The organism is Pseudomonas rubra (genome assembly GCF_028656935.1).
Classification (GTDB): Bacteria; Pseudomonadota; Gammaproteobacteria; order Pseudomonadales; family Pseudomonadaceae; genus Aquipseudomonas; species Aquipseudomonas rubra.
In genome coordinates, this window is sequence record NZ_JAMDGZ010000002.1 from 161,068 (window position 1) to 185,883 (window position 24,816).

The following is a 24,816-nucleotide window of genomic DNA, read 5'->3' on the forward strand; positions in this document are numbered from 1 at the left end:
GCAGAAACCTGTTTTTTATTGCTCATATCGCCATTGCGGCTGCCGATAAGCAAGAACAACAGGTAAAATTGCTGACATTCCGCTAAGTGGCTGATTGAACCAGGCATAAACGAGCGTTTCGGCGCTTTTTGCTTGCACCCGCCTGCGCCCGGCCACAAGCTACGCACTTTATGCTTAATGTCAGTTATGGAAGAAAGGCAGCCAGACATGCGAATTCTCATCACCGGCGGGGCCGGCTTTATCGGTTCGGCGCTGGTGCGTCACCTGATCACCAATACCGAGCACGAAGTGCTCAACCTCGACAAGCTGACCTATGCCGGTAACCTGGAGTCGCTGACCAGCATCGCGACCGATACCCGCTACGAGTTCGTCCAGGCAGACATCGCCGATCAGGCTACAGTCAGTGCTGTGCTTGAGCGTTTCAAACCGCATGCGATCATGCACCTTGCAGCTGAATCGCATGTCGACCGCTCGATCGACGGTCCTTCCGACTTTATCCACACCAATATCGTCGGCACTTACAGCTTGTTGGAAGCTACCCGCGCCTACTGGCTGACCCTGCCTGCCGACGAACGTGCTGCGTTCCGCTTCCACCACATTTCCACCGACGAAGTGTATGGCGACCTGCATGGCGTCGATGACCTGTTCACCGAAACCACGCCTTACGCGCCAAGCTCGCCTTATTCGGCCAGCAAGGCTGCGTCCGACCACCTGGTTCGCGCCTGGCAACGTACCTATGGCCTGCCGGTGCTGATCACCAATTGCTCGAACAACTACGGGCCGTTCCACTTCCCGGAAAAACTCATTCCGCTGGTGATTCTCAATGCCCTGGCGGGCAAGCCACTGCCGGTGTACGGCAATGGCCTGCAAGTGCGTGACTGGCTGTTCGTCGAAGATCACGCCCGCGCCCTGTTCAAGGTAGTGACCGAAGGAAAAGTGGGCGAGACCTACAATATTGGCGGCCATAACGAGCAGAAAAACATCGACGTGGTACGCGGCATCTGCACACTGCTTGAAGAGCTGGCGCCACAGCGTCCGGCAGGCATTACCAATTATGCCGACCTGATCACCTATGTTCAGGATCGCCCTGGCCACGACCAGCGTTATGCCATCGACGCCAGCAAGATTGAACGTGAACTGGGCTGGGTCCCTGAAGAAACCTTCGAGACCGGCCTGCGCAAGACCGTACAGTGGTACCTGGACAACCTGGAGTGGTGCCAGCGGGTACAAGACGGCAGTTATCAAGGCCAGCGCCTGGGCGCCAGCGAACTCAAGGATCTGATTGCATGACCAAAGGTATTGTCCTGGCGGGTGGCTCCGGCACCCGCCTGCACCCGATCACCCTGGGTGTTTCCAAACAGCTGTTGCCTATCTACGACAAGCCGATGATCTACTACCCGATCTCGGTGCTGATGCTGGCCGGTATTCGCGAAATTCTGCTGATCTCCACGCCACAGGACTTGCCGCAGTACAAACAGCTGCTGGGTGACGGTAGCCAGTTCGGTATCGAACTCAGCTATGCCGAACAGCCGTCTCCCGACGGCCTGGCCCAGGCATTCCTGATTGGCGAAGAGTTCATCGGCGACGATTCAGTCTGCCTGATCCTCGGCGACAATATTTTCCACGGCCAGGGTTTCACCCCACAACTGCGTCAGGCAATCCTGCGTGATAAAGGTGCAACGGTATTCGGCTACTGGGTCAAGGATCCGGAGCGTTTTGGCGTCGTCGAGTTCGATGCCAAGGGTTGCGCGCTGTCCATCGAAGAAAAGCCTGCCCAGCCAAAATCCAGCTATGCCGTCACGGGCCTGTACTTCTACGACAACGAGGTGGTGCAGATCGCCAAGGCGGTCAAGCCTTCGCCGCGCGGAGAGCTCGAAATCACCGACATCAACAACGCCTACCTCAAGCGCGGCGACCTCAATGTGCAACTGCTTGGACGTGGTTTTGCCTGGCTTGACACCGGCACTCATGACAGCCTGCTGGAAGCTTCCCAGTATGTGCAGACGATCGAGCATCGTCAGGGTCTGAAGGTCGCTTGCCTTGAGGAAATCGCCTACCAACAACGCTGGATTGATGAAGCACATCTGCTCGAGCGAGCGAAAATGTTTGGTAAGACCGGTTACGGTCAGTACCTGTTCGGTCTTGTAGGAAATCGCTAATGAACGTGATCCCCAGCACGCTACCCGATGTACTCATCATCGAACCCAAAGTATTCGGTGACGAACGGGGGTTCTTCTTCGAGAGCTTCAACGAGCGTTCTTTCCATGAAGCCACGGGTATCAATGCCCACTTCGTGCAGGACAATCACTCGGGCTCACAAAAGGGTGTGCTGCGTGGTCTTCACTATCAGATTACGCATACGCAGGACAAACTGGTCCGGGTAACCGCGGGCGAAGTGCTTGATGTCGCCGTGGATATCCGGCGCAACTCACCGACGTTCGGCCACTGGACCAGTATCCGACTGTCTGCACAGAACAATCGCCAGCTGTGGATACCCAAGGGGTTTGCCCACGGCTTTGTGGTGTTGAGTGAATTTGCCGAGTTTCTCTACAAAACCACAGACTACTATGTGCCGTCTGCAGAACGCTGTATCCGTTGGAACGACCCGGATTTGAGTATTGACTGGCAGCTCGAAGCCGCACCTGTGCTTTCTGCCAAGGATCAGGTCGGCAAGTTGTTAAGTGAAGCAGAGCTGTTCCCGTGACTCAAACTCCACTGTGCATACTCATTGTCGGCCAGCACGGTCAGGTTTCCCAGGAGCTGCAACAGCGCCTGGGCGATCTTGGCCAACTGCTTGTAGTGGGGCGCGACACGCTGGATCTGGCGCAACCAGAAGGTATTCGTGCGCAGGTACAAGCGCTCAAACCCGACCTGATCATCAACGCCGCAGCCCACACTGCGGTCGATCAGGCCGAAAGCGAGCCGGAGCTGGCGTTTGCGATCAACGCAACGGCACCGGGGATCTTTGCCGAAGAAGCCGCCAGGCTCGGCATCCCGCTGATCCACTACTCCACCGATTATGTGTTCGATGGCAGCAAGGCCAGCCCCTACAACGAAGACGACGCGCCCAACCCGCTCGGCGTCTACGGGCGCAGCAAGCTGGCCGGTGAGCAGGCAATCACCGCAGTGGCTGGTCAGCACCTGATCCTGCGCACCAGTTGGGTGTATTCGCGCCATGGGCGCAACTTTCTGCTGACCATGCAGCGTCTGCTGCAGGAGAAACCCGAGTTGCGCATCGTTGCCGACCAGATCGGCGCACCGACCTGGGCCGGCACCATCGCCCAGAGCACCCGCGCCCTGATCGAGCGCTGGCAGGCTGGCCAGGCCGGAGCCTGGGGTACCTATCACCTGACCGCCCAGGGTGAAACCTCCTGGTTCGGCTTTGCCCAGGCTATCGGTGAGCAACTCAAGGCTCAGGGCCTGCCCTGTGCCGAGCTGCTGCCGATTCCTTCCAGTGATTACCCGACCCCCGCCCGTCGGCCGCTGAACTCGCGCCTCGATTGCAGTCGCCTGCAACGCGAGTGGCAAGTCAGCCAAGCGCACTGGCAGCAGGCGCTGATCGACTGCCTGAAGTAGCGCATAATGCGCCAGATCATTCTGGCGCAGTTGCGATGAACATAACCCCACCCGTACCCCGCCGCCCTCGCTGGCGCAGCCTGGCCATGCTTGCCGTATGCCTGGCGCCCTTGCTGTGGCCATTGCAGCACCTGGCTGAACGTTACTACCAGGACGAGCTGGCCGGACAGAACCGCCAGACCCTCGACCTGTACGTGGCCAACCTGCTCGGCACCTTGCATCGTTACGAGACGTTGCCGCAGATCCTCGGCGACCTGCCAGCACTGCGAGCGGTGCTGGCCGACCCGCTACGCCTGGAAACCCTGACCAACGCCAACCGCCTGCTCAAGGACATCGCCACCCAGACCGGCGCCGAGGTCATGTACCTGATGGACGCCAATGGCAACACCCTGGCCGCCTCGAACTGGGACAAGCGCGACAGTTTCGTCGGTCGCAACTTCGCCTTCCGCCCCTACTTCAGCGAAGCTATCGCCGGGCACCTGGGGCGTTTCTTCGGCCAAGGCACCACCTCGGCCAAGCGCGGCTACTTCTTTGCCGCTGCCGTGCGCGACCGCGACAAGGTGATCGGTGCGCTGGTGGTCAAGGTCGACCTCGACCACACCGAAACCCTCTGGGGCAAAACCCCTGAGCAACTGCTGCTGACCGACCACAATGGCGTGGTCATCCTCACCTCGCGTCCCGACTGGCGTTTCCGTGCCACCCGGCCGCTAAGCGATGCCGAACGCGCAGCCATCGTCGCCATCCAGCCGTACCCGACCCAGTCACCTAAACCGCTGAGCCTGGACCCCAAGGCCTGGCTGACGCAAACCCAGGCCATCGAGGAAACCGGCTGGCAAGTCAGCATCCTCGCCCCACGCACCCTGATCGATCGCTCGGTGCGCACAGTGGTGGCCATTGGTGGTGCGACCTTGCTGGTCCTGATGCTGCTGCTCGGGCTGATCATGCAGCGCCGGCGCCACTACATGGACCGCATCGACTTCGAAGCCCATGGCCGCCAGGAACTGGAAAAGCGCGTCATCGAGCGCACCGCCGACCTCGAAGGCCTCAACAGCCGCCTCAAGAGCGAAGTACTGGAACGCGAACAGGCCCAACAGGAACTGGTCCGCGCCCAGGACGAGCTGGTCCAGGCCGGCAAACTTTCGGTACTGGGCACCATGTCGGCGAGCATCAGCCATGAGCTCAACCAGCCACTGGCGGCAATCCGTAGTTATGCGGAAAACGCCGAGATCCTGCTCGATCACCAGCGCACCGATGACGCCCGCAGCAATCTCAAGCTGATCAGCGAACTGACCGGGCGCATGGCCTCGATCATCGCGCATCTGCGCGCCTTTGCCCGTCGCGACCGCCATGCCCCAGAGAGTGTGGCCTTGCAGCCGGCTCTGGACGATGCCCTGGCGCTGCTAGCCAAGCGCCGGCGGGCCATGGCCGTGGAGCTGGTGCGCGACCTGCCCGAGGCGACCTTGTGGGTCCAGGCCGGTGAGACCCGTCTGCGCCAGGTGCTCGGCAACCTGCTGGCCAACGCTCTGGATGCCCTGACTGAAAAAGCCAACCCGCGCAAACTCTGGCTCAGTGCCGAGCAGCGCGATGGCAACGTCTACCTGTACATTCGCGACAACGGACCGGGCTTTACCAGCCAAGCCATGGCCCGCGCCCGAGAGCCGTTTTTCACCACCAAGACGCGCACTCAGGGCCTTGGCCTGGGGCTGGCGATCTGCGATACCTTGATGCGTGCGCTGGGCGGCGAGTTGCTGCTGGGTAACCACCCTGAAGGCGGCGCCCTGCTCACCCTGCAACTGCGCATCGCCAAGCCCGGCGCCACACTACCCACTTCGGAGGACCCATCGGCATGACGACCGAGCCGCTCATCGACAGCCGCACGCAGGTGATCCTGGTCGACGACGACCCGCACTTGCGCCAGGCCCTGAGCCAGACCCTCGACCTTGCCGGACTGAAAGTCCTGACCTTCAGTGATGCCCAGGGCTTGGCCGAGCGTGTCGAACGCGACTGGCCGGGCGTGGTGGTCAGCGATATCCGCATGCCCGGTATCGACGGCCTGGAGCTGCTGCAACACCTTCGCGGCCAGGACCCGGAACTGCCGGTGCTGCTGATTACCGGCCACGGCGACGTGCCCCTGGCGGTGCAGGCCATGCGTAATGGCGCCTACGACTTCCTGGAAAAACCTTTCGCCAGCGATGCGCTGCTCGACAGCGTACGCCGTGCCCTGGCCCTGCGCCGCCTGGTGCTGGACAACCGCAGCCTGCGCCTGGCCTTGAGCGATCGCCAAGAACTGAGCACGCGCCTGGTCGGCCATTCGGCGCCAATGCTGCGCCTGCGCGAGCAGATCGGCGCCTTGGCCGGCACCCGCGCCGACGTGCTGATCCTTGGCGAAACCGGCGCTGGCAAGGAAGTGGTGGCTCGCGCCCTGCACGACCTGTCGAGCCGCCGTGACGGCCCCTTCGTAGCAATCAACGCCGGCGCCCTGGCCGAATCGGTGGTCGAAAGCGAGCTGTTCGGCCACGAACCTGGGGCCTTCACCGGCGCGCAGAAACGCCGCATCGGCAAATTCGAATTTGCCAACGGCGGTACACTGTTCCTCGATGAAATCGAAAGCATGAGCCTGGACGTGCAGGTCAAGCTGCTGCGCCTGCTGCAGGAGCGGGTGGTCGAACGCTTGGGCGGCAACCAGCTGATCCCGCTGGATATCCGCATCATTGCCGCGACCAAGGAAGACCTGCGTCAAGCCGCCGACCAAGGGCGCTTCCGTGCCGACCTGTATTACCGCCTGAACGTCGCGCCGCTGCGCATTCCACCGCTGCGCGAGCGCGGCGAAGACATCCTGGTGCTGTTCCAGCACTTCGCCGATACGGCCAGCGAGCGCCATGGCCTGCCGGTCCATGCGCTGCAACCCGCACAACGGGCCTTGCTGCTGCGCCATGAATGGCCAGGCAACGTGCGCGAGCTGCAGAACGCCGCCGAACGCTTCGCCTTGGGGCTGGAACTGGCCCTGGACGGTGATATGCCGCCTGCTGGCGACAACACCGCTTACCCCGTCGGCAACGCCAGCCTGAGCGAACAGGTCGAGCATTTCGAACGCTCTCTGATCGCCGCTGAACTGGCCCGCTCGCACAACTCCCTGCGCAGCCTGGCCGAAGCCCTTGGCATTCCGCGCAAGACCCTGCACGACAAGCTGCGTAAACACGGCCTGAGCTTTGCCGACAGCAACCACAACAGTGATGATCTGGAGGACAACCGGCCATGAGTACAGACGGTCACTACCTCGAATCGGTGCTGCACCGCGACATCCCGCTGACCCGGCAGATGGGCCTGCAGGTGCTCGACTGGCAACAGCATTGCCTGCGCCTGCAACTGCCGCTGGAAGCCAACGTCAACCACAAGAGCACCATGTTCGGCGGCAGCCTGTACTGCGCTGCGGTGCTGGTCGGTTGGGGCTGGTTGCACCTGAGGCTGCGCGAAGCGGGGATCGATGACGGGCATATCGTCATCCAGGAAGGCCAGATCAGCTATCCGCTACCGGTTACCGGCGCGGCCATTGCCACCTGCGCGGCACCGGAGGACAAAATCTGGGAGCGTTTCATCGCCACCTACCAGCGCCGTGGCCGGGCACGGCTGAACCTGCACACCGAGGTCAGCAACGCCGGCAGCAGCGAGGCTGCTGTGCAGTTCAGCGGCCAGTACGTGCTACACCGTTAGGGCTTTGGCTTGCTGTAATAGCTTGTCGCGCCACGGCGCGGCGGCCGGCAAGGCCAGGAAGAACGGGTTGAGCAAGGATTCGCGCGGCGGGTAGACGAAAGCCTGGCCATCAAGGCCGAGCACGTCGCCACCGGCGCCCTCCAGCACGCCCTGGGCGGCTGCAGTATCCCACTGCGAAGTGGGCGCAAGACGCGGATAGCAATCCGCCTTACCCTCAGCCAGCAGGCAGAACTTCAACGAACTGCCGATATTGGCCAGTTCCAGCTCACCCACGGCCTCACCCAGGCCGGCCAGCAAAGCCTCCTGTTGCGGGCTGGAGTGCCGGCGGCTGGCGACCACGGTAAAGCGCTCGCCCGCAGACGGTGTATTGCGCACGCTGATGGCCTTGGGCACCCCGCCCGCTTCTGCCAGCCAGGCACCGAAGCCCTTACCGCCGTAATAGCAACGCCCGTTGGTGGGAATCGCCACCACGCCAAACACTACCTGGCCTTGCTCGATCAGGGCGATGTTGACGGTGAACTCTTCCGTACCGGCAATGAATTCCTTGGTGCCATCCAGCGGATCGACCAGCCACCAGCGCTGCCAGTGTTGCCGTTCGCTCAGGGGAATGTCGCAGTCCTCTTCCGATAGCACCGGGATCTGCGGCGCCATTGCCCGCAGACCTTTGGCAATGACTTCGTGAGCCGCCAGGTCAGCGGCAGTGACCGGCGATTCATCAGCCTTGGCGGTCACCGCCACATCGGCACGCCAGAACGGCAGAATGGCCTCGCCTGCCTGGCGAGCCAGATTCACCACGTGTTGCATCAGGACAATGTCGCTCATACCGGGAACACCCCACGCTGACTCAGCAGGTCGCGTACCAGATACAACGCCGCCAGGGCCCGGCCTTCGGAGAACTGCGGATGCTGGGCCAGTGCCGACAGCTCGCGCAGGTTGATCTTGTCGACCCGCATCGGCTCCGGCTCATCGCCTTCCAGGCGTTCCTCGTAGAGATCGGTGGCCAGCACCACCTGGATCTTCTGGCTCATATAGCCTGGCGACAGCGACAACTCGGTCAAGTGTTCCAGCTGGCGGGCGCCGAAACCAGCTTCTTCCTTGAGCTCACGATCGGCCGCCGCCAGCACGTCTTCACCTGGTTCGATCAGGCCTTTGGGCAACGACAGTTCGTACTCGTCGGTACCACCGCAGTACTCTTCCACCAATACCGCATGCTCGGCATCGAGCATCGCCACGATCATCACCGCGCCATAACCGTTGCCGCGCCCGACCAGGCGTTCGTAGGTGCGCTCGGCGCCGTTGGCAAAACGCAATTGCACGGCTTCGACACGAAACAGACGGCTGCTGGCGACGATCTCGCGAGAGAGGACAGTGGGTTTCTGGCGCATGGGGCGGCTCCTTGGCGTGAACGGGTTACTATACCGTGGCTTGCCCAGCTGCTGCCTCCTGACTGCTCGAGAATTTCATATGCCTGTTTTAGCCTGGTCCACCATCGATACCGTCCTACTGGACATGGACGGCACCCTGCTCGACCTGCACTTCGACAATCACTTCTGGCTTGAGCAGTTGCCACAGCGCTACGCCGAGCTGCACGGCATCAGTCGGGCCATGGCCGAGCTCGAACTGCAACCGCTGTTCGAGCAGCACGCCGGTTCACTGAACTGGTATTGCCTGGACTTCTGGAGCCGCGAATTGAATATTCCGGTGCGCGAGCTGAAGCTGGAGACCGCCCACCTGATCGCCCTGCGCCCGGATGCCGATACCTTCCTGCAGGCGATCAAACAGGCCGGAAAGCGGGTGATCCTGATCACCAATGCCCACCGCGATTCGCTGTCATTGAAGCTGGAGCGTGTCGAGCTTGCGCCCTACTTCGAGCGCCTGATCAGCTCCCATGACTATGGCTATCCCAAAGAGAACCCACAGTTCTGGAGCGCCCTGCAGGCCGATATCGGCTTCAGCCCGCAGCGCAGCCTGTTCATCGACGACACCTTGTCGATCCTGCGCAGTGCCCGCGACTTCGGCGTGGCGCACCTGCTTGCGGTGCGCCAGCCGGACAGCCGCAAAGGGCCGCGCGATACCGAAGAGTTCGCCGCAGTGGAAGACTACCGGGCGTTGCTCGAAGGGTTGTGATTACTCGGGGATGCGCAGCGACTGACCCGGATAGATCTTGTCCGGGTGCTTGAGCATCGGTTTGTTGGCTTCGAAGATCTTGTTGTACAGATTGGCGTTGCCATACACCGCCAGCGAAATCGCGCTGAGGGTGTCGCCCTTCTTCACCACCACAAAGCGGGCAGCGGCGACGACCGGCCCGGTCACGGTGATCTGATCATCCACGCTAGCCACGCCAGCGATATTGCCCAGCGCCAGAAGAATCTTCTCCTTCTCTTCCTGGCTGGCCACCTCTCCGGTGACCGTCACCTTGTCGCCATCGACCGTGGCCTGAATATTCGGGTTGCCGAGGCCAACCGCTTCCACGTGCTTCTGCAATTGCTCGCTGGCATTGGCATTACCCGGGGTCAACAGGTCGATGATTTTCTCACCGGCCTCTTTGATGAAACTGAAAATGCTCATACCGCTCTCCTTGGTGATGAATCTCGGAGCCAGGAGTCTAGGACAGGTTAGAATGCTTCGCCTGCTTTGCGCCGTGGAGCGACGATGGACATCAAACAACTCAAATTCCTCATCGCCCTGGATGAAACCCGCCACTTCGGCCAGGCCGCCGCCCGCTGCCACGTGACCCAGCCGACCCTGTCGATGCGCCTGCGCAACCTTGAACAGGAGCTGGACCTGGCCCTGGTCAACCGAGGCCAGCGCTTCGAGGGCTTTACTGCCCAGGGCGAACGGGTACTGGCCTGGGCCCGCTCAGTGATCGCCGCCTACGATGGCCTGAACGCCGAAGCTGCCGCCTGCCGCGGGCATCTGGTCGGCACCTTGCGCCTAGGTGTGGTGCCGCTGTCGAGCTTCGATCCGCTGCCGCTGTTGCGGCGCATGCACCAGTTGCACCCGGAACTGCGCTTCGAACTCAGCGCCCTGAGCTCCGAACAGATCCTCGAACAGTTGACCAGCAATCAGCTGGACCTGGGCGTGTCATACCTCGATCGCCTCGACCATGAGCGCTTCCAGTCACTGCCACTGGGGGAGACGCGCATGGGGCTTTTATATGATCCAGATCATTTCCGCTTCGACACCCAGCCTCTAAGCTGGCAACAGCTGAGCGAACTGCCGTTGGGGTTGCTGACTGCCGGCATGCATTTTCGCCAGTCGATCGATCACAACTTCCACAGCCGTGGCCTGAGCCCACAGCTGCTGCTGCAGACCGACGCCGTCCATCAGTTGGCCCAGGCCGTCAGGGGTGGCCTGTGTTGTGCGATCATGCCGTTGGCTGCCGGCCTGGAAGTACTCACCGAACGGCTGTGCCTGCAACCGATCGAACAGGCCTGCACCCTGGCGCCGCTGGGCCTGATCATGCGCCGTACGGCGCCACGCTCGACCCTGGCCGAGGTGTGCCTGGCACAATATCAAGCGCTGCAAAGCGAGGCTTGATCGACGCCGTCTATCAAGGCATCAGCATTAGCGATTAGACGATACCCGAGCGCAAGCCTAGGCTTAAAGCTGAACAGCCGCCGGTACCTCTGCTGATGAGCACTAAACCCCCGGCCTGTGCGGCGTCCACTCCGCTTGTGACTGCGCCCGCGGCCAGCAATACCTATGACTACTGCCACCTTGACGACGATCACCAGGCGCGCACCGCACTGGCCGAAGAAGTCGCCCTGGCGATCGCCTATAACGGCATCAGCCAGGCGGTGATGCTGGTCAGCCCCACCGACCTGGACGATTTTATCGTCGGGTTCAGTATCGGCAGCGGCATCATTGCTTCGGCCAACGAGATCTACGACGTCAAGTTCACCCACAACGGTTCGGCGGTGCATGCCGACGTCGAGATCGCCAACCGCGCCTTCTGGAACCTCAAGACCCAACGCCGGCAACTGGCCGGCACCAGCGGATGTGGCTTGTGTGGGGTGGAAGCGGTAGAACAGGCATTGCCCGACCTTGCCGTGCTGCCAGGTGCGCCATTGCCGCCAGCGCACTGGCTGGCTGGCCTGCGTCAGCGCATGGAGGCGTTCCAGCCCCTGGGCCAGCACTGCGGCGCGGTGCATGCGGCGCTGTTCATGAACCATCAGGGTGACATCCTGCTGGGCCGCGAAGACATCGGCCGGCACAACGCCCTCGATAAACTGATCGGTGCTCTGGTGCGCCAGCGCATCAGCCTCGACGGCGGCCTGGCCATCGTCACCAGCCGCTGCAGCCTGGAGTTGATCCAGAAGGTCTTGCGCGCCGGGATCCAGACCCTGGTCAGCCTGTCCTCGCCCACCGGCCTTGCCCTGCAGTGGGCACGGCGGCACAACCTCAACCTTATTCACCTGCCCAAACACAGCGCGCCACGGGTGTTCAGCCCCGTGCGGGAGAACAGAACGTGAGCCTGCATCACCAAGCCGATCAGAAGCCTGTACCTCGCTATAAGCCTTACAGCGGCGCCGCCGGCGGCTGGGGTGCATTGCGCAGTGTCGCCCAGGCCTGGATTGGCAGCGACAACGCCCTGAAGAACATCCGCGCCCTGCTCAAGACCAACCAGAATGGCGGTTTCGATTGCCCGGGTTGCGCCTGGGGCGACTCGCCGGAAAGCGGCATGGTCAAGTTCTGCGAGAACGGCGCCAAGGCGGTGAACTGGGAGGCAACCAAGCGCCGGGTGGACGCCGCGTTCTTTGCTCGCCACAGCGTCACCTCGCTGCTGGCTCAGAGCGATTACTGGCTCGAATACCAGGGCCGGCTGACCGAGCCGATGGTCTATGACGCCAGTAGCGACCGCTACAAACCAATCGACTGGAACGACGCTTTCGCCCTGATCGCCTCTCACCTTAATCAACTCCAAAGCCCCGACCAGGCCGAGTTCTATACCTCCGGCCGGGCCAGCAACGAAGCGGCCTATCTGTATCAGCTGTTCGTGCGCGCCTACGGCACCAACAACTTCCCGGACTGCTCGAACATGTGCCACGAGGCCAGTGGCGTGGCACTTGGGCAGAGCGTCGGGGTTGGCAAGGGCACGGTGACCTTCGACGACTTCGAGCATGCCGACGCAATCTTCGTCTGGGGCCAGAACCCCGGCACCAACCACCCGCGCATGCTCGAACCGCTGCGTGAAGCGGTCAAGCGTGGCGCCCAGGTGGTCTGCGTCAACCCGCTCAAGGAGCGTGGGCTGGAACGCTTCCAGCACCCACAGCACCCGCTGGAGATGCTCACCAACGGCGACCGGCCGACCAACACCGCCTATTTCCGCCCGGCCCTGGGCGGCGACATGGCGTTACTGCGCGGCATGGCCAAATTCCTCCTGCAATGGGAACGCGAGGCCCAGGCCAGCGGTGCGCCGGCTGTCTTCGACCATGACTTCCTCAACCAGCATACCCAGGACGTACTGGCTTACCTGGCGTCAGTCGACGCCACCTCCTGGGAGCAGATCACCGAACAGTCAGGCTTGACCCTGGCCGAGATCGAGCAGGCCGCGCGCATGTACTGCAAGGCCAAGAAGGTCATCATGTGCTGGGCCATGGGCATCACCCAGCATCGCCACTCGGTGGCGACCATCCAGGAAATCGCCAACCTGATGCTGCTGCGCGGCAACCTCGGCGTACCTGGCGCCGGCCTGTGCCCGGTGCGTGGCCACAGCAATGTGCAGGGCGACCGCACCATGGGCATCAACGAGCGCCCCCCGGTAGCCCTGCTCGACGCCCTGGAGCGCCGCTTCGGCTTCAAGGTCCCGCGCCATAACGGCCACAATACAGTCGAGGCGATCCGTGCCATGGCTGACGGCCAGGCCAAGGTGTTCATCGCCCTGGGCGGCAACTTCGCCCAAGCCACCCCGGACACCGAACGTACCGCCCAGGCCCTGCGCAACTGCGAACTGACCGTGCAGATCAGCACCAAGCTCAACCGCAGCCATCTGCTGCATGGCAAGCAGGCATTGATTCTGCCCTGCCTGGGACGCACCGATATCGACCTGCAAGGCGAAGGGCCGCAGGCTGTGACCGTGGAAGACTCGTTCAGCATGGTCCACGCCTCCAACGGCCAGTTGCAGCCGCTGTCACGGCAAATGCGCTCAGAGCCTGCAGTAGTCGCCGGGATCGCCCATGCCACCCTCGGCAGCAAGCTGGTGGACTGGAACTGGCTAATCGCCGACTACGGGCGGATCCGCGACCTGATCGACCAAACCATCCCCGGCTTCGCCAACTTCAACCAGCGCCTGGAGCATCCTGGCGGCTTCTACCTGGGTAACAGCGCCGGTCAACGGCAATGGAAAACCGCCAGCGGCCGGGCCAACTTCAAGGCCAACGCCCTGCCGGACGACCTGTTGCACGAGCGCGTACGCGCCAGCGGCCAGGTGCCGGACCTGATCATGCAGTCGATGCGCTCCCACGATCAGTACAACACCACCATCTATGGCCTGGATGACCGCTACCGCGGGGTCAAGGGCCAGCGCAACGTGTTGTTCGCCAACGAAGCCGACATCATCCGCCTGGGTTTCCACCCCGGCGACAAGGCCGATATCGTTTCGTTGTGGAATGACGGCCGCGAGCGCCGGGTCAAGGGCTTTACTTTGCTGGCCTTTGATATTCCTGCAGGGCAAGCGGCCGCCTACTACCCGGAAGTCAACCCGCTGGTGCCACTGGAAAGCGTCGGCGATGGCAGCCACACGCCGACCTCCAAGTTCGTTGCGATCCAATTGCAACCGGCCTGTGACAACGCCCGGATCCTCTGACAAAATCGGCGGCAAACAGGCACAAAAAAAGGCCCTGACATCACTGTCGGGGCCTCGTTCCAAGTAAGCTCAGACACGCGAAAAACGATAAAGTTTCACATTAAAAACAGTAACTTATAAAATTGTGTACAACTCGTGTTACTCGTCGGATTTCGTTTGCCAGCCCCCCTCTCCAGCCTCAGGATCGCCTCGTCATCCCTATGAGGCTCTCTTGATGAAGTACTCCTCGATTCTGTTGTTGTCTCTCGGCCTGCTCAGCGGCGTTGCCTCGGCAGGTGGCACCACCGAAGCCGGTATTGGCGGCGCATTGGGTGGGGTACTCGGCTCGGTGGTCGGTCAGTCGATCGGTGGCAGCACTGGCGGTGCAATCGGTGCCGGCCTGGGCGGCGCGGCCGGTAGTGCGGTCGGTGCCGACAAGCGCCAGCGCGGTGAAGCCGCAATCGGTGGCGCCCTGGGCGCAGCGGGCGGTAACGTAGTCGGCCGCAGCATGGGCGGGACCACCGGCAGCTACATCGGTGCGGCAGCAGGCGGTGGTGCCGGCGGTGCGCTGGGTAACTACATGGGCAACAAGGCCGACGAAGACGAGCGCGATGACCGCCGCTATCGCCGTGGCTACGATGACCGTCGCTATTACGACCGTGGTCACCACTACGGTCACCGCAAGCACAAAAAGCACTGGCGTCACCGCTGAGGCTTTTCGGGCTTAAGCCAAACTCCTAGTCCCTGCCCTCACGGGCAGGGATCGGCGCAACATCCCGCACGTTATCGATCAAGCCCTGCAGGCCGATCTTCCGGCCAGTCCGCGCAGGCACTGCCCTGCCCCGTCCTTGCTACCCATACACGACCTAGGGGCAACCCCGATTCTGGCGAATATAGCCAGTAGCTATTATCGGCCATTCCCAAACAGCCAATGGACGCAGGGAATGCGCATCTACCACGCAAACACGCCCCGATTGCCCATAGCACGAGGGACGTGAAATGCCTGCCGGCAGCCGCCCACCGTTGCTGAGCGAAGCCCAGTTCCTGCGTTTTCGCACCCTGGTCAGCCAGCACACTGGCGTATTTCTTGCCGCCGACCGACGCGCCGCCGTGGCCGCGCGCCTGGGCAAGCGCCTGCGACAACTGCAACTGACCTGCTTCGAACACTACCTGCAGTTGCTCGAACAACCTGATCAGCAGCACGAACAGCAGCGGGTGCTGGATCTGCTGATTGCCCGCGACAGCTACTTCTTCCGCGAACACCGTCATTTCGAGTTCCTCGCCCAGTGGCTGCGCAGCCTGCCACGGCCGCCAAGGCTCTGGAGCGCTGCCTGCGCCTCCGGCGAAGAAGCCTACAGCCTGGCCATGGTGGCCAGCGAAAGCGCCGCACACAACGACTGGAGCGTTCTGGCCAGTGATGTCAGCCCTACTCTGTTGCGCCAGGCCGCCGAGGGCATCTACGACGTCGCCCAGGCCCGTTACTTTCCTGAAGGCTGGCTGCAACGCTACTGCCTGTGCGGTATCGGCGAGATGGCCGGGCGCATGCGCATGGCGGGCGCCTTGCGCGAGCGGTTGACGTTTCGCCCGATCAACCTGATCCAGCCACTGGCCGGCGACATGGGCCTGTTCGATGTGATTTTTCTGCGCAATCTGCTCGCCTATTTCAGTCAGGATGAGAAGCAGCGCGTGGTTCATCGCTTGCTGGCCTGCCTACGCCCAGGCGGCCTGCTGCTGATCGGGCATAGCGAGAGCATCCACGGGCTCGACCTGCCCTTGCGGCCGATCCTGCCCTCGGTGTTCGAACGCCTATGATGGCCTGCTCTGCCGGGACCTGCGGCAGGCCGCCGATACTGATCGCGCCACCGCGCGGCAGCGCTCACCCGGACCGAGCAAACCTGCCGCCCCTCTTCTTTTGCGAAACAGGCTCGAACCCATGCTTTGCCGAATACTACTTGCCGATGACTCGCCGCTCTTTCGAGCGGGCTTGCGAGCACTGCTCGAACAAAAAAAACAATACGCCGTAGTCGGTGACGCAGGCGATGGCATGACCGCTGTCGCCCTGGCCGAGAAGCTCAAGCCCGACATCATCTTGCTGGACATGACCGCCGACACCCTCGACAGCGAGCAGATCCTGCGCGAACTGTTTCTGCGCGCACCATCCAGCCACGTGTTGATCCTCTCACCACGCTCGGAGCTGGACTTCGTCATGCGTTGCCTGCAACTGGGTGCCCATGGGTTTCTGCTCAAGAGCGCCACGGTAATGGAGCTGGAGCAAGCCCTGCAGGCCCTGCACAATGGCGGTCAGTACCTGTCGTCAGCGGTACTGCCGATGGTCATTGGCCAAGCGGTAAAGCACAGCCGCAAGCGCCCTGGCGGCAGCACCACGATGCAGCTCACCGCGCGCCAGCTGGAAATCCTGCGGCTGATCGCCCGCGGAGAGTCAACCCGCTCGATTGCCGACGGCCTGGGCCTGAGCGTGAAGACCATCGAAGCGCATCGCTCGCAAATCATGCACCGCCTGCAGATTCACGACGTGCCGGGCCTGGTGCTGTTTGCCGTGCGCGAAGGAATCATTCGCCTCAACGACTGAACGGCCTCAGCCTTGCAAGCGTTCCAGCGCCGCCTGCAACGTAGCCGGCAACTGCGCCGGCCGCCCTGACTCGCGCTCGACGAACACCTGCACCACCTTGCCGGCCGCGCACGGCTGCCCGTCCTCGACCCGCAACAGCGCCAACTGGTACTCCACCGAGCTGCCTGCCAAGCGTGCTACTCGCAGGCCTACCTCAAGAGTGTCGGGGAACGCTGACAAGGCAAAGAAGTCCGCTGCCGAACTGACCACAAAACCGGCGACCTCACCCTCCTGCAGGTCCAGCCCGGCCTGCTGCAGCAGGTACGCCTGGATAGCGGTGTCGAAGTAGGCATAGACCGTAGCACCAGCGATATGGCCATTGGGGTCGCTGTCCTGCCAGCGCGTGAGGATCGGATGCAGGTAGGGATAGTCTTGGCGTTGAGGGAGTTCGGACATGGTAGGCCTGTGAAAAGCGAGGAAGAATGCGAAGCTTCCCACAAACGCTACAGAAGCCCTATAGTTGCAATCAACTATAGTTTGCATAGCATGGATCGACCTCATGAAGCAGAGACATTCACCAATGCCAACTCATAACGTGGACCACGCCAAGCTCAGCAAGATGGTCGAGACAGGCTGCATCAACGCCACGCATATCGTGGGGCAAGCGGGGGGATGGGCAATTCAGGTTTCTGCCCGTGACCAGGAGCACATCCTCACCGCGCAACGCAGCGGCAATGTTCGGCTGTTTAAAAAACTCGAGACCCTGGTGAGCTATCTTCAGGCACTGGGTATTGATTACTTCAAGGTCGACACTTCCGGCTACAACCCTGAAACACTGCAAACCTATCAAAGACCTGATCGTGCCCAGGCACTCAAAACTGCCCATGAAGCGGCGGCGTACGATGCCTGGTTCAATGCACAAGTCGAAGCCAGTCTCCAGGACCCTGCTCCGTCAATCGAGGATGATGAGGCTCGCCGCTTGTTCGCAGCACGCCGCACCACACTGAAGTCTCAATGAGACTGGTGTGGCGAGCCATGGCCCTGAGCGACCGCGAACAGATCATGGACCATATCGCAGCCGACAATCCGAATGCGGCAATTGTGCTGGACGAGGCTTTCGAAACCAAAGCCCAACAAGCGCGACACTCCCCCAACTATCTACAAAGCAGGGAGATATCCCGGTACGCATGAAATCGTGGTTCGTCCCAACTACGTGATGGTCTATCGCGTGGTAGAAGACTGCGTCGAGGTAATCCGGGTGCTGCACGCCAGACAACAATGGCCCTGATTTAACAAACCGTCAGAAAGCAAAAGGCCGCCCCAGAGGGCGGCCTTTTGTTTGCGCGGGCTTTAGCTTACAGCTGTGGGCCAGCGGCCTTGATGGCGTCGGAAACTTCAAACTTCTTGAAGTTCTCGATGAACAGGCCAGCCAGGGCTTTTGCAGCTTCATCGTACGCAGCCTTGTCAGCCCAGGTGTTGCGTGGGTTGAGCAAGTTGGTTTCAACGCCCGGTACGGCCAGTGGCACGTCGAGGTTGATGATGTCCAGGTGTTCGGTCTCGGTGCCGATCAGGGCGCCGCTCTGGATCGCTGCGATCACCGCGCGGGTGGTCGGAATGTTGAAGCGCTTGCCAACGCCGTAGCCGCCACCGGTCCAACCGGTGTTGACCAGGTAGACCTTGGAGTTGAAGCCCTTGATGCGCTTGATCAGCAGCTCAGCATACTCGCCAGCCGGGCGCGGGAAGAACGGTGCGCCAAAGCAGGTGGAGAAGGTCGACTTAATGCCGCTGCCCGAACCCATTTCGGTCGAACCGACCAAGGCGGTGTAACCGGACAGGAAGTGGTAGGCCGCCTGTTCGTTGTTCAGGATCGACACTGGCGGCAGTACGCCAGTCAGGTCGCAGGTCAGGAAGATGACCGCGTTAGGCTCGCCACCGAGGTTCTGTTCCGAACGCTTGGCAACGTGCTCCAGCGGGTAGGCCGCGCGGCTGTTCTGGGTCAGGCTGACATCGGCGTAGTCGGCGTGCTTGGCATCGTCGATGATGACGTTTTCCAGTACCGCACCGTGCTTGATGGCTTTCCAGATGACCGGCTCGTTCTTCTCCGACAGGTCGATGCACTTGGCGTAGCAGCCGCCTTCGATGTTGAAGACAACGCCTTCACCCCAACCGTGCTCGTCGTCGCCGATCAGGTAGCGGCTTTCGTCAGCCGACAGGGTGGTCTTGCCAGTGCCCGACAGACCGAAGAACAGGGTCACGTCGCCTTCTTCGCCGATGTTGGCGGCGCAGTGCATTGGCAGCACGTCGGCAGCAGGCAGCAGGAAGTTCTGCACCGAGAACATGGCTTTCTTCATTTCACCGGCGTAACGCATACCGGCGATCAGCACTTTCTTCTGGGCGAAGTTGAGGATCACGCAACCATCGGAGTTGGTGCCGTCACGCTCAGGCACGCATTCGAAGTTGGCGACGTTGAGCACTTGCCACTCACCGCGGTCAGCAGGGTTGTACTGCGCCGGGTTGATGAACAGGCAACGGCCGAACAGGTTCTGCCAGGCAGTCTGGGTGGTCATCTTGACCGGCAGGTAGTGCTCTTGGGCAGCACCTACGTGAACGTAGGAAACGAAGTGCTCCTGGGCGTTGTTGAACGCCTCGACGCGGTCCCACAGGGCATCGAACTTGTCGGCCGGGAACTTGCGGTTGATCGGGCCCCAGGCGATGGCGTCCTGAGTGGACGGCTCTTCGACGATGAAACGGTCAACCGGCGAACGACCGGTACGGTGACCCGTTTTCACGACCAGCGCGCCGGTGTCGGCCAGCTCGCCCTCACCGCGTTTCAGCGCTTCTTTTACCAGCTCATCGACGCTCAGGTCGGTGTACACGGTGTTGTTGGCTTGCGTCATGAGATTCCCCATCCGGCCTGCGGCCGAGTGCTCCAAACGTTTTGTAGTAGATCTTTTCGAACTACTACAGCGAAAAAAGTGGCCGGATTATGCCAGAAACGCCCAAAAAAAGTAGGGCCCTCCTGTCAGAACACCCGGTTTACGGCGTTAGACAGGAGATTTACCTGTGGTGAAACGTTTTAGTGCCGAGTATCTGACGGTGTGTCTACTCCGCCACCGGCGAACAATTGCCTGACATCGTTGGCATCGAACAGGTAACGCTGGTTGCAAAACTGGCAATCGACCTCGATCGCCCCACCATGCTCATCGACCAGCACCAGCGCGTCATCTTCGCCAAGACTGACCAACGCATTGCCGGAACGCTCACGCGAGCAACTGCAGCGAAAGTGCATCGGATGGATGTCGAACAAGCGCACGGCATCTTCGTGATACAGGCGATGCAGCACCGTTTCGTTGTCCAGGCCGAGCAGTTCTTCCGTTTTCAGGGTCTTGGCCAGGGCGGTGACATGGTTCCAGCTTTCTTCACGCTCCTCGCTGTCCTTCTGGCGGTCGGCGGGCAACTGCTGCACCAGCAGGCCACGGGCACGCAGGCCATCAGCCTTCAGTGAGATGTGCGTGTTGATCTGCTGCGACATATTGAAATAGGTGGTGAAGCAGTCGGACAGGTTGTCACCGTCGAGGTCGACGATGCCCTGGTAACGCTTGCCCTCGGTCGGGAACACAGAAAACACCAGGCTGCCTTCGGGCATCAGCCCGCTAAGCGTAGCGTCGTCGCTGACCATGGCTTCATCATAGCGTGCCAGGCCACGGATCTCGCGCTCGCTGGTGCACTCGACGGTCAGCAGCGACACCGGCCCTGTGGACTTGGCCTGGAGGATCAGCAGGCCATCGAACTTCAGCGTACCCACCAGCAGCGCGGCTGCCGCCATCAGCTCGCCGAGCAGCTGTGCGACAGGCTGCGGGTAAGGATGCTTGGCCAGCACTTCAGCGTAGCTGCGCTCCAGCCCGACCATTTCACCGCGTACATCGCGGTCGTCGAAGAGAAAGCGTTGGGTGTAGTCGGTATCTGGCAAATCGGACATGGGGTTCAGGCTTTCGCGTAAATGGGTTAATGGCGCCTAGTTTATCAGTGCGTCCCGTGCCCGTTAACCGGCACTGCCGTGAAACTGGTGGAGTTGGCGCCGCTGCTTCTTGGTTGGCCGACCATCGGTCATCACGCCCAATTCGCCTGCCTTGCGCAGGGCCGCTGCCTTCTCACGGCGCGCAATACTTTCAGCAGTTTCTTCGTACAAGGCTTGGGCCTCGGGCGCACCACGGCGCACCACCGACAGCGCCCTGACCACCACCGTGCGCTCATCAAAGCCAGTGCGCAAGACGAACTCATCGCCCACCCGCGGTTCCTTGCCCGGCTTGCAACGCTCCCCCCGGCAATGCACCTTGCCGCTTTCAATGGCTGCCTTGGCCAGCGCCCGGGTCTTATAGAAGCGCGCCGCCCATAGCCACTTGTCCAAGCGAACCTTGTCGTCCTCTTCCGGCTTTTGTGCCATGACATTTCCCCACTTATTTTGGTAAAGAGAACTGTACTACCGTATCTGGCGGATGCAAAAAACACGCGGCGTGCTTACAGTTCACCGACCTGTCGTTCACGCCCGCTTCGGTGCCTGACGACTTACTACGCTGGTTGAGCATTTTGAAGACATTTGACCATTTGACCGTGATCGGCCTGCGCGAGTGGGTGGCCCTGCCGGACCTTGGCCTGGCCGGCCTGCGGGCCAAGATCGACACCGGTGCCAGCACCTCGAGCCTGCACGCCACCGAAGTCGAACCCTTCGAGCGCAATGGCCAGCCGTGGGTGCGTTTCAACGCCCATCTGGGTTCGGTGGTACAACTGCGTCACCGGCGCTGCGAGGCGCCGCTGGTGACCATGAAAACCATCAAGAGCTCCAACGGCCAGGCCCAGACCCGCTACGTGATCCGCACGCCGCTGGCGTTGGGTGACCGGGTGTGGGAGGTGGAGTTCACCCTGGCCTGTCGCAAAGCCATGCGTTACCGCCTGTTGCTCGGTTCCAAAGCCCTGATCCATGGCCAGTTGGTGGTCAACCCGGGGCTCAAGTACGTTCAGGACAAGCCGGCGTTCCCGGCCACTATCACTCCCTCCACAGGTGTTGCATGAAGATCGCCGTGCTGTCGCGAAACCCGCGTCTGTATTCCACTCGTCGCCTGGTCGAAGCCGGTACCGAACGAGGCCATGAGGTGGTTGTGATCGACACCCTGCGCGCCTATATGAACATTGCCAGCCACAAGCCGCAGATCCACTACCGTGGCAAGCCGCTGGAAAACTTCGACGCCGTGATCCCGCGGATTGGCGCGTCGGTGACCTTCTATGGCTGCGCCGTGCTGCGCCAGTTCGAAATGATGGGGGTCTTCCCGCTCAACGAATCAGTGGCCATTGCCCGTTCGCGGGACAAGCTGCGTTCGCTGCAGTTGCTGTCGCGCCGGGGCATCGGTTTGCCGGTCACAGGCTTTGCCCACTCGCCGGACGACATCCCCGACCTGATCCAGATGGTCAATGGCGCCCCGCTGGTGATCAAGGTACTCGAAGGCACCCAGGGCATCGGCGTGGTCTTGTGCGAGACCACCAAGGCCGCCGAGTCGGTGATCGAGGCATTCATGGGCCTGAAGCAGAACATCATGGTTCAGGAATACATCAAGGAAGCCGGCGGCGCCGACATCCGCTGCTTTGTGGTCGGCGACAAGGTCATCGCCTCAATGAAGCGTCAGGCCAAGCCCGGCGAGTTTCGCTCCAACCTGCACCGTGGCGGCAGCGCCAGCCTGATCAAGATCACCCCGGAAGAGCGCATGACCGCCATCCGTGCGGCCAAGGTCATGGGCCTGAGCGTGGCCGGGGTGGATATCCTGCGTTCCAATCACGGCCCGCTGGTCATGGAGGTGAACTCCTCGCCGGGCCTGGAAGGTATCGAGGTCACCACCGGCAAGAACGTCGCCGGGATGATCATCGAACACCTGGAGAAGAACGGCGGGCCGAACCTGACCCGCACCAAGGGCAAAGGCTAGCCGCTAGACAGCGTCACGCGGCAGCATCAGGCCTAACGGCAGCCGCACCCGCGCTTCCAGGCCGCCACCTGAACGGTTGCGCAACTGCACATTGCCACCGTGCTGGGCGGCGATCCGCTTGACGATCGCCAGGCCCAGCCCGGTGCCCTTGCCGCTACGGGCACGGTCGCCGCGAATGAACGGGTTGAAGATGCCTTCCAGTTCACCCGGGTCGATCCCGGCACCACGGTCCAGCACGCTGAGCACCACATAGGGTGCACCATTCTCTCCAGACACATAGGCAGCGACCTCAACGCCCTTGCCGGCGTGATACAGGGCGTTGCCGATCAGGTTGTTGAGCAACCGCTTGAGCGAGACCCGGCGCAGCGGGAAGGGCGGGATCGGCTCCAGGCACAAGCGCACCTGCTCCTCGGGCTGGTTGAACGGCGCCACCACTTCACGCACCAGCTCGCTGAAGTCGATCTCTTCGACCGGCTCGTCGCGACCGTCGCGAATGAAGGCCAGGAACTGGTCGAGGATCGCGTCCATGTCTTCGATGTCGCGGACCATGTCGTCGGTCAGGTCGCTTTCGTTGGGCAGCAGCGACAATGACAGGCGCAAGCGTGTCAGCGGTGTGCGCAGGTCATGGGATACCCCGGCGAGCATCAGTTCACGCTCGCGGCCGGCTTGCTCGACGTCCTCGGCCATCTGGTTGAAAGCGCGGTACACCTCGGTCATCTCGCTTGGCGTATCGCTGACCGGTAGTCGCACGCTGCGCCCCTGACCCAGTTGCCGGGCGGCGAACACCAGGCGCTTGAGCGGTTGGTTGAGCTGACGCACGAAGATCCACGCCGAGGCGGTGGACAACAGGCCGATGGCCAGGAACCAGCCCAGCACGCTCCAGATCTTCTGCCCACGCAGCGGATGCGGATACAACGGCACCTTCAGCCAGCCGTCGCCCAGGCTCGGTGCCCGCACCCACAAGGCCGGCGGCGCATGCACGCGCAGGCGCACCTCGGTGTCGGCGCCAAGCTCGGCCTGCATCTGGCGCTGGTAGATCTCGCTGTAGGGCCAATGCTGCTCACCCTCGGGAACGCCGGAGCCGACCACGCGGATCAAGCCTGCCGCCTCGGCGATCTTGTCGCGGTCGGACTCATCGGCAGCCCAGTAGGCGCGCAGGGTCAATGCCACGCCGTGGCTGTACTGCCGGTCAACCAGCACGTCCTCGTTCATCAGCAGGTACACCAGGGTCAGGGCCTTGGAGAACAGCACGACGATCAGCACCAACCAAAGGGTGCGGGCGAAGAAACTTTGCGGGAACCACAGGGGCGTTTTCATCGACTACGGCTACACACTATGCGGGAACGAGCGGGGCTCGCAGGCTTTGCAAAGCGCTGCACAGGCAAAAACAGGGCAACCCGAAGGCCTGCCCTGCTGACGGTGAGCTACTGCTGCAAACGAAACATCACTTGCCGGCATTGCCATCCGGCACGAACACATAACCAACGCCCCAGACAGTCTGGATGTAACGCGGCTTGGACGGGTCGGGCTCGATCATCCGGCGCAGGCGCGAGATCTGTACGTCGATGGAGCGCTCCAAGGCGTCCCACTCGCGGCCACGGGCCAGGTTCATCAGCTTGTCGCGGGTCAACGGCTCACGGGCGTGCATGACCAGCGCCTTGAGCACGGCGAACTCACCGGTGGTGAGCATGTGCACTTCCTCGCCACGCTTGAGTTCGCGGGTGGCCAGCGACAGCTCGTAGTCGCCGAAAGTGACGGTTTCGTCCTCGCTACCCGGAGCACCCGGCACTGCCGGCGCCTGGCGACGCAGCACGGCCTTGACCCGGGCCATCAGTTCGTCGGGGTTGAAAGGCTTGGCCAGGTAATCGTCGGCGCCCAGCTCCAGGCCCTTGATGCGGCTCAGCTCGTCGCCCTTGGCGGTGAGCATGATGATCGGGATCTGGTTGTTGGCGGCGCGCAGGCGGCGGCAGGCGGTCAGGCCATCTTCGCCCGGCAGCATCAGGTCGAGCACCACCAGGTTGAAGACTTCACGGGCCAGCAGGCGATCCATCTGTTCGGTGTTGGGTACTGCACGGGCACGATAACCCTTGCTGGTGAAGAATCGTTCCAGCAGGCTGCTCAGGCCCGGGTCGTCGTCGACGATAAGAATTTTTTCGCCTTCGGCGTTTTGTGCAGTAGTGCTGCTCATGGATAGCTCCTCT

Annotated in this window: 28 protein-coding genes; 19 read left to right on the forward strand and 9 right to left on the reverse strand. The window is 62.0% G+C overall.

What is annotated here, in order from left to right:
• Positions 1-207 precede the first annotated feature (207 nt).
• The 7 genes from rfbB to M5G17_RS01530 are packed head-to-tail and all read left to right on the forward strand — an operon-like array spanning position 208 to position 7,287.
• Positions 208-1,290, forward strand: a complete 1,083-nt coding sequence (rfbB, locus tag M5G17_RS01500) for a dTDP-glucose 4,6-dehydratase (RefSeq protein ID WP_273891254.1) — start codon at positions 208-210, stop codon at positions 1,288-1,290.
• Positions 1,287-2,159: a glucose-1-phosphate thymidylyltransferase RfbA gene (gene rfbA, locus M5G17_RS01505; protein WP_273891255.1), complete on the forward strand. Its 873-nt coding sequence runs from the start codon at positions 1,287-1,289 to the stop codon at positions 2,157-2,159. The genes rfbB and rfbA overlap by 4 nt, the downstream gene beginning before the upstream one ends.
• Entirely contained in the window at positions 2,159-2,704 is a 546-nt protein-coding gene (gene rfbC, locus M5G17_RS01510; RefSeq protein ID WP_273891256.1) for a dTDP-4-dehydrorhamnose 3,5-epimerase, read from the forward strand. The genes rfbA and rfbC overlap by 1 nt, the downstream gene beginning before the upstream one ends.
• Positions 2,705-2,715: 11 nt before the next feature.
• Complete coding sequence (gene rfbD, locus M5G17_RS01515) at positions 2,716-3,576, forward strand: dTDP-4-dehydrorhamnose reductase (RefSeq protein ID WP_273891377.1); 861 nt, start codon at positions 2,716-2,718, stop codon at positions 3,574-3,576.
• Between the two features lie 35 nt (positions 3,577-3,611).
• Positions 3,612-5,426 (forward strand): sensor histidine kinase, encoded by a 1,815-nt coding sequence (locus tag M5G17_RS01520; RefSeq protein WP_273891257.1) that lies wholly within the window; start codon positions 3,612-3,614, stop codon positions 5,424-5,426.
• A complete protein-coding gene (locus M5G17_RS01525; RefSeq protein WP_273891258.1) occupies positions 5,423-6,835 on the forward strand; it encodes a sigma-54-dependent transcriptional regulator in 1,413 nt (470 codons plus the stop codon). Before M5G17_RS01520 ends, M5G17_RS01525 begins: the two co-directional genes overlap by 4 nt.
• On the forward strand, positions 6,832-7,287 hold the full coding sequence (locus M5G17_RS01530) for a YiiD C-terminal domain-containing protein (protein ID WP_273891259.1): 456 nt from the start codon (positions 6,832-6,834) through the stop codon (positions 7,285-7,287). Before M5G17_RS01525 ends, M5G17_RS01530 begins: the two co-directional genes overlap by 4 nt.
• Here M5G17_RS01530 and cysQ read toward each other — a convergent pair.
• On the reverse strand, positions 7,276-8,109 hold the full coding sequence (gene cysQ / locus M5G17_RS01535) for a 3'(2'),5'-bisphosphate nucleotidase CysQ (RefSeq protein WP_273891260.1): 834 nt from the start codon (positions 8,107-8,109) through the stop codon (positions 7,276-7,278). The two genes, M5G17_RS01530 and cysQ, sit on opposite strands and share 12 nt — an antisense overlap.
• Positions 8,106-8,672, reverse strand: a complete 567-nt coding sequence (gene nudE / locus M5G17_RS01540; protein ID WP_130261883.1) for an ADP compounds hydrolase NudE — start codon at positions 8,670-8,672, stop codon at positions 8,106-8,108. The genes cysQ and nudE overlap by 4 nt, the downstream gene beginning before the upstream one ends.
• A 79-nt stretch (positions 8,673-8,751) precedes the next feature.
• Between nudE and yrfG the strand changes: the two genes are divergently transcribed.
• A complete protein-coding gene (gene yrfG, locus M5G17_RS01545) occupies positions 8,752-9,414 on the forward strand; it encodes a GMP/IMP nucleotidase (protein ID WP_273891262.1) in 663 nt (220 codons plus the stop codon).
• Here yrfG and lysM read toward each other — a convergent pair whose 3' ends face one another.
• Complete coding sequence (gene lysM, locus M5G17_RS01550) at positions 9,415-9,855, reverse strand: peptidoglycan-binding protein LysM (protein ID WP_038605656.1); 441 nt, start codon at positions 9,853-9,855, stop codon at positions 9,415-9,417.
• Between the two features lie 84 nt (positions 9,856-9,939).
• Between lysM and M5G17_RS01555 the strand changes: the two genes are divergently transcribed.
• The 6 genes from M5G17_RS01555 to M5G17_RS01580 all read left to right on the forward strand — a co-directional run bounded on the left by M5G17_RS01555 (position 9,940) and on the right by M5G17_RS01580 (position 16,664).
• Positions 9,940-10,827, forward strand: a complete 888-nt coding sequence (locus tag M5G17_RS01555) for a LysR family transcriptional regulator (protein ID WP_273891263.1) — start codon at positions 9,940-9,942, stop codon at positions 10,825-10,827.
• A gap of 95 nt (positions 10,828-10,922) precedes the next feature.
• Positions 10,923-11,762, forward strand: a complete 840-nt coding sequence (gene fdhD, locus M5G17_RS01560) for a formate dehydrogenase accessory sulfurtransferase FdhD (protein ID WP_273891264.1) — start codon at positions 10,923-10,925, stop codon at positions 11,760-11,762.
• Entirely contained in the window at positions 11,759-14,095 is a 2,337-nt protein-coding gene (locus M5G17_RS01565; protein ID WP_273891265.1) for an FdhF/YdeP family oxidoreductase, read from the forward strand. The genes fdhD and M5G17_RS01565 overlap by 4 nt, the downstream gene beginning before the upstream one ends.
• Before the next feature lie 211 nt (positions 14,096-14,306).
• Positions 14,307-14,786, forward strand: a complete 480-nt coding sequence (locus tag M5G17_RS01570) for a glycine zipper domain-containing protein (RefSeq protein WP_176794206.1) — start codon at positions 14,307-14,309, stop codon at positions 14,784-14,786.
• 287 nt (positions 14,787-15,073) lie between these two features.
• On the forward strand, positions 15,074-15,886 hold the full coding sequence (locus M5G17_RS01575) for a CheR family methyltransferase (protein ID WP_273891266.1): 813 nt from the start codon (positions 15,074-15,076) through the stop codon (positions 15,884-15,886).
• 121 nt (positions 15,887-16,007) lie between these two features.
• The gene (locus M5G17_RS01580) at positions 16,008-16,664 is read left to right on the forward strand and encodes a response regulator (protein WP_273891267.1); all 657 of its coding nucleotides are present in this window, start codon (positions 16,008-16,010) and stop codon (positions 16,662-16,664) included.
• Between the two features lie 6 nt (positions 16,665-16,670).
• Here the strand turns inward: M5G17_RS01580 and M5G17_RS01585 are convergent, their stop codons facing one another.
• Entirely contained in the window at positions 16,671-17,099 is a 429-nt protein-coding gene (locus M5G17_RS01585; RefSeq protein WP_273891268.1) for an acyl-CoA thioesterase, read from the reverse strand.
• 103 nt (positions 17,100-17,202) lie between these two features.
• Between M5G17_RS01585 and M5G17_RS01590 the strand changes: the two genes are divergently transcribed.
• Genes M5G17_RS01590 through M5G17_RS27410 form a run of 3 tightly spaced genes read left to right on the forward strand, consistent with a single transcriptional unit; the run spans position 17,203 to position 17,931 of the window.
• Positions 17,203-17,661 carry an antitoxin PaaA2 family protein gene (locus M5G17_RS01590; protein ID WP_273891269.1) on the forward strand — a complete coding sequence of 153 codons (459 nt, stop codon included), beginning with the start codon at positions 17,203-17,205 and terminating at the stop codon, positions 17,659-17,661.
• A gap of 17 nt (positions 17,662-17,678) precedes the next feature.
• On the forward strand, positions 17,679-17,834 hold the full coding sequence (locus M5G17_RS27405) for a hypothetical protein (protein ID WP_337993338.1): 156 nt from the start codon (positions 17,679-17,681) through the stop codon (positions 17,832-17,834).
• 4 nt (positions 17,835-17,838) lie between these two features.
• The gene (locus tag M5G17_RS27410) at positions 17,839-17,931 is read left to right on the forward strand and encodes a type II toxin-antitoxin system RelE/ParE family toxin (protein ID WP_337993337.1); all 93 of its coding nucleotides are present in this window, start codon (positions 17,839-17,841) and stop codon (positions 17,929-17,931) included.
• A 67-nt stretch (positions 17,932-17,998) separates the two neighbouring features.
• On the opposite strand, the gene M5G17_RS01600 is transcribed toward M5G17_RS27410, so the two are convergent.
• The 3 genes from M5G17_RS01600 to M5G17_RS01610 all read right to left on the reverse strand — a co-directional run bounded on the left by M5G17_RS01600 (position 17,999) and on the right by M5G17_RS01610 (position 21,087).
• Positions 17,999-19,540: a phosphoenolpyruvate carboxykinase gene (locus M5G17_RS01600; protein ID WP_273891270.1), complete on the reverse strand. Its 1,542-nt coding sequence runs from the start codon at positions 19,538-19,540 to the stop codon at positions 17,999-18,001.
• A gap of 179 nt (positions 19,541-19,719) precedes the next feature.
• Positions 19,720-20,622, reverse strand: a complete 903-nt coding sequence (gene hslO / locus M5G17_RS01605) for an Hsp33 family molecular chaperone HslO (RefSeq protein WP_273891271.1) — start codon at positions 20,620-20,622, stop codon at positions 19,720-19,722.
• 63 nt (positions 20,623-20,685) lie between these two features.
• Positions 20,686-21,087: an RNA-binding S4 domain-containing protein gene (locus M5G17_RS01610; protein WP_273891272.1), complete on the reverse strand. Its 402-nt coding sequence runs from the start codon at positions 21,085-21,087 to the stop codon at positions 20,686-20,688.
• Positions 21,088-21,230: 143 nt separating this feature from the next.
• On the opposite strand from M5G17_RS01610, the gene rimB reads away from it, so the two are divergent.
• Both rimB and rimK read left to right on the forward strand, forming a co-directional pair.
• Positions 21,231-21,713: a retropepsin-like aspartic endopeptidase RimB gene (rimB, locus tag M5G17_RS01615; protein WP_130261896.1), complete on the forward strand. Its 483-nt coding sequence runs from the start codon at positions 21,231-21,233 to the stop codon at positions 21,711-21,713.
• Entirely contained in the window at positions 21,710-22,615 is a 906-nt protein-coding gene (gene rimK / locus M5G17_RS01620) for a 30S ribosomal protein S6--L-glutamate ligase (RefSeq protein WP_010221234.1), read from the forward strand. The genes rimB and rimK overlap by 4 nt, the downstream gene beginning before the upstream one ends.
• A 3-nt stretch (positions 22,616-22,618) precedes the next feature.
• Here the strand turns inward: rimK and M5G17_RS01625 are convergent, their stop codons facing one another.
• Positions 22,619-23,932, reverse strand: a complete 1,314-nt coding sequence (locus tag M5G17_RS01625) for an ATP-binding protein (RefSeq protein ID WP_273891273.1) — start codon at positions 23,930-23,932, stop codon at positions 22,619-22,621.
• A 127-nt stretch (positions 23,933-24,059) separates the two neighbouring features.
• Complete coding sequence (ompR, locus tag M5G17_RS01630; RefSeq protein ID WP_273891274.1) at positions 24,060-24,803, reverse strand: osmolarity response regulator transcription factor OmpR; 744 nt, start codon at positions 24,801-24,803, stop codon at positions 24,060-24,062.
• Positions 24,804-24,816: the final 13 nt, after the last annotated feature.

Excerpts from the sequence above, each read along its gene's own strand:
- rfbB (WP_273891254.1), top strand. The coding sequence starts at position 208 with ATGCGAATTCTCATCACCGGCGGGGCCGGCTTTATCGGTTCGGCGCTG.
- rfbA (WP_273891255.1), top strand. The coding sequence starts at position 1,287 with ATGACCAAAGGTATTGTCCTGGCGGGTGGCTCCGGCACCCGCCTGCAC.
- rfbC (WP_273891256.1), top strand. The coding sequence starts at position 2,159 with ATGAACGTGATCCCCAGCACGCTACCCGATGTACTCATCATCGAACCC.
- M5G17_RS01520 (WP_273891257.1), top strand. The coding sequence starts at position 3,612 with ATGAACATAACCCCACCCGTACCCCGCCGCCCTCGCTGGCGCAGCCTG.
- M5G17_RS01525 (WP_273891258.1), top strand. The coding sequence starts at position 5,423 with ATGACGACCGAGCCGCTCATCGACAGCCGCACGCAGGTGATCCTGGTC.
- M5G17_RS01530 (WP_273891259.1), top strand. The coding sequence starts at position 6,832 with ATGAGTACAGACGGTCACTACCTCGAATCGGTGCTGCACCGCGACATC.
- cysQ (WP_273891260.1), bottom strand. The coding sequence starts at position 8,109 with ATGAGCGACATTGTCCTGATGCAACACGTGGTGAATCTGGCTCGCCAG.
- nudE (WP_130261883.1), bottom strand. The coding sequence starts at position 8,672 with ATGCGCCAGAAACCCACTGTCCTCTCTCGCGAGATCGTCGCCAGCAGC.
- yrfG (WP_273891262.1), top strand. The coding sequence starts at position 8,752 with ATGCCTGTTTTAGCCTGGTCCACCATCGATACCGTCCTACTGGACATG.
- lysM (WP_038605656.1), bottom strand. The coding sequence starts at position 9,855 with ATGAGCATTTTCAGTTTCATCAAAGAGGCCGGTGAGAAAATCATCGAC.
- M5G17_RS01555 (WP_273891263.1), top strand. The coding sequence starts at position 9,940 with ATGGACATCAAACAACTCAAATTCCTCATCGCCCTGGATGAAACCCGC.
- fdhD (WP_273891264.1), top strand. The coding sequence starts at position 10,923 with ATGAGCACTAAACCCCCGGCCTGTGCGGCGTCCACTCCGCTTGTGACT.
- M5G17_RS01575 (WP_273891266.1), top strand. The coding sequence starts at position 15,074 with ATGCCTGCCGGCAGCCGCCCACCGTTGCTGAGCGAAGCCCAGTTCCTG.
- M5G17_RS01580 (WP_273891267.1), top strand. The coding sequence starts at position 16,008 with ATGCTTTGCCGAATACTACTTGCCGATGACTCGCCGCTCTTTCGAGCG.
- M5G17_RS01585 (WP_273891268.1), bottom strand. The coding sequence starts at position 17,099 with ATGTCCGAACTCCCTCAACGCCAAGACTATCCCTACCTGCATCCGATC.
- M5G17_RS01590 (WP_273891269.1), top strand. The coding sequence starts at position 17,203 with ATGAAGCAGAGACATTCACCAATGCCAACTCATAACGTGGACCACGCC.
- M5G17_RS27405 (WP_337993338.1), top strand. The coding sequence starts at position 17,679 with ATGGCCCTGAGCGACCGCGAACAGATCATGGACCATATCGCAGCCGAC.
- M5G17_RS01600 (WP_273891270.1), bottom strand. The coding sequence starts at position 19,540 with ATGACGCAAGCCAACAACACCGTGTACACCGACCTGAGCGTCGATGAG.
- hslO (WP_273891271.1), bottom strand. The coding sequence starts at position 20,622 with ATGTCCGATTTGCCAGATACCGACTACACCCAACGCTTTCTCTTCGAC.
- M5G17_RS01610 (WP_273891272.1), bottom strand. The coding sequence starts at position 21,087 with ATGGCACAAAAGCCGGAAGAGGACGACAAGGTTCGCTTGGACAAGTGG.
- rimK (WP_010221234.1), top strand. The coding sequence starts at position 21,710 with ATGAAGATCGCCGTGCTGTCGCGAAACCCGCGTCTGTATTCCACTCGT.
- M5G17_RS01625 (WP_273891273.1), bottom strand. The coding sequence starts at position 23,932 with ATGAAAACGCCCCTGTGGTTCCCGCAAAGTTTCTTCGCCCGCACCCTT.
- ompR (WP_273891274.1), bottom strand. The coding sequence starts at position 24,803 with ATGAGCAGCACTACTGCACAAAACGCCGAAGGCGAAAAAATTCTTATC.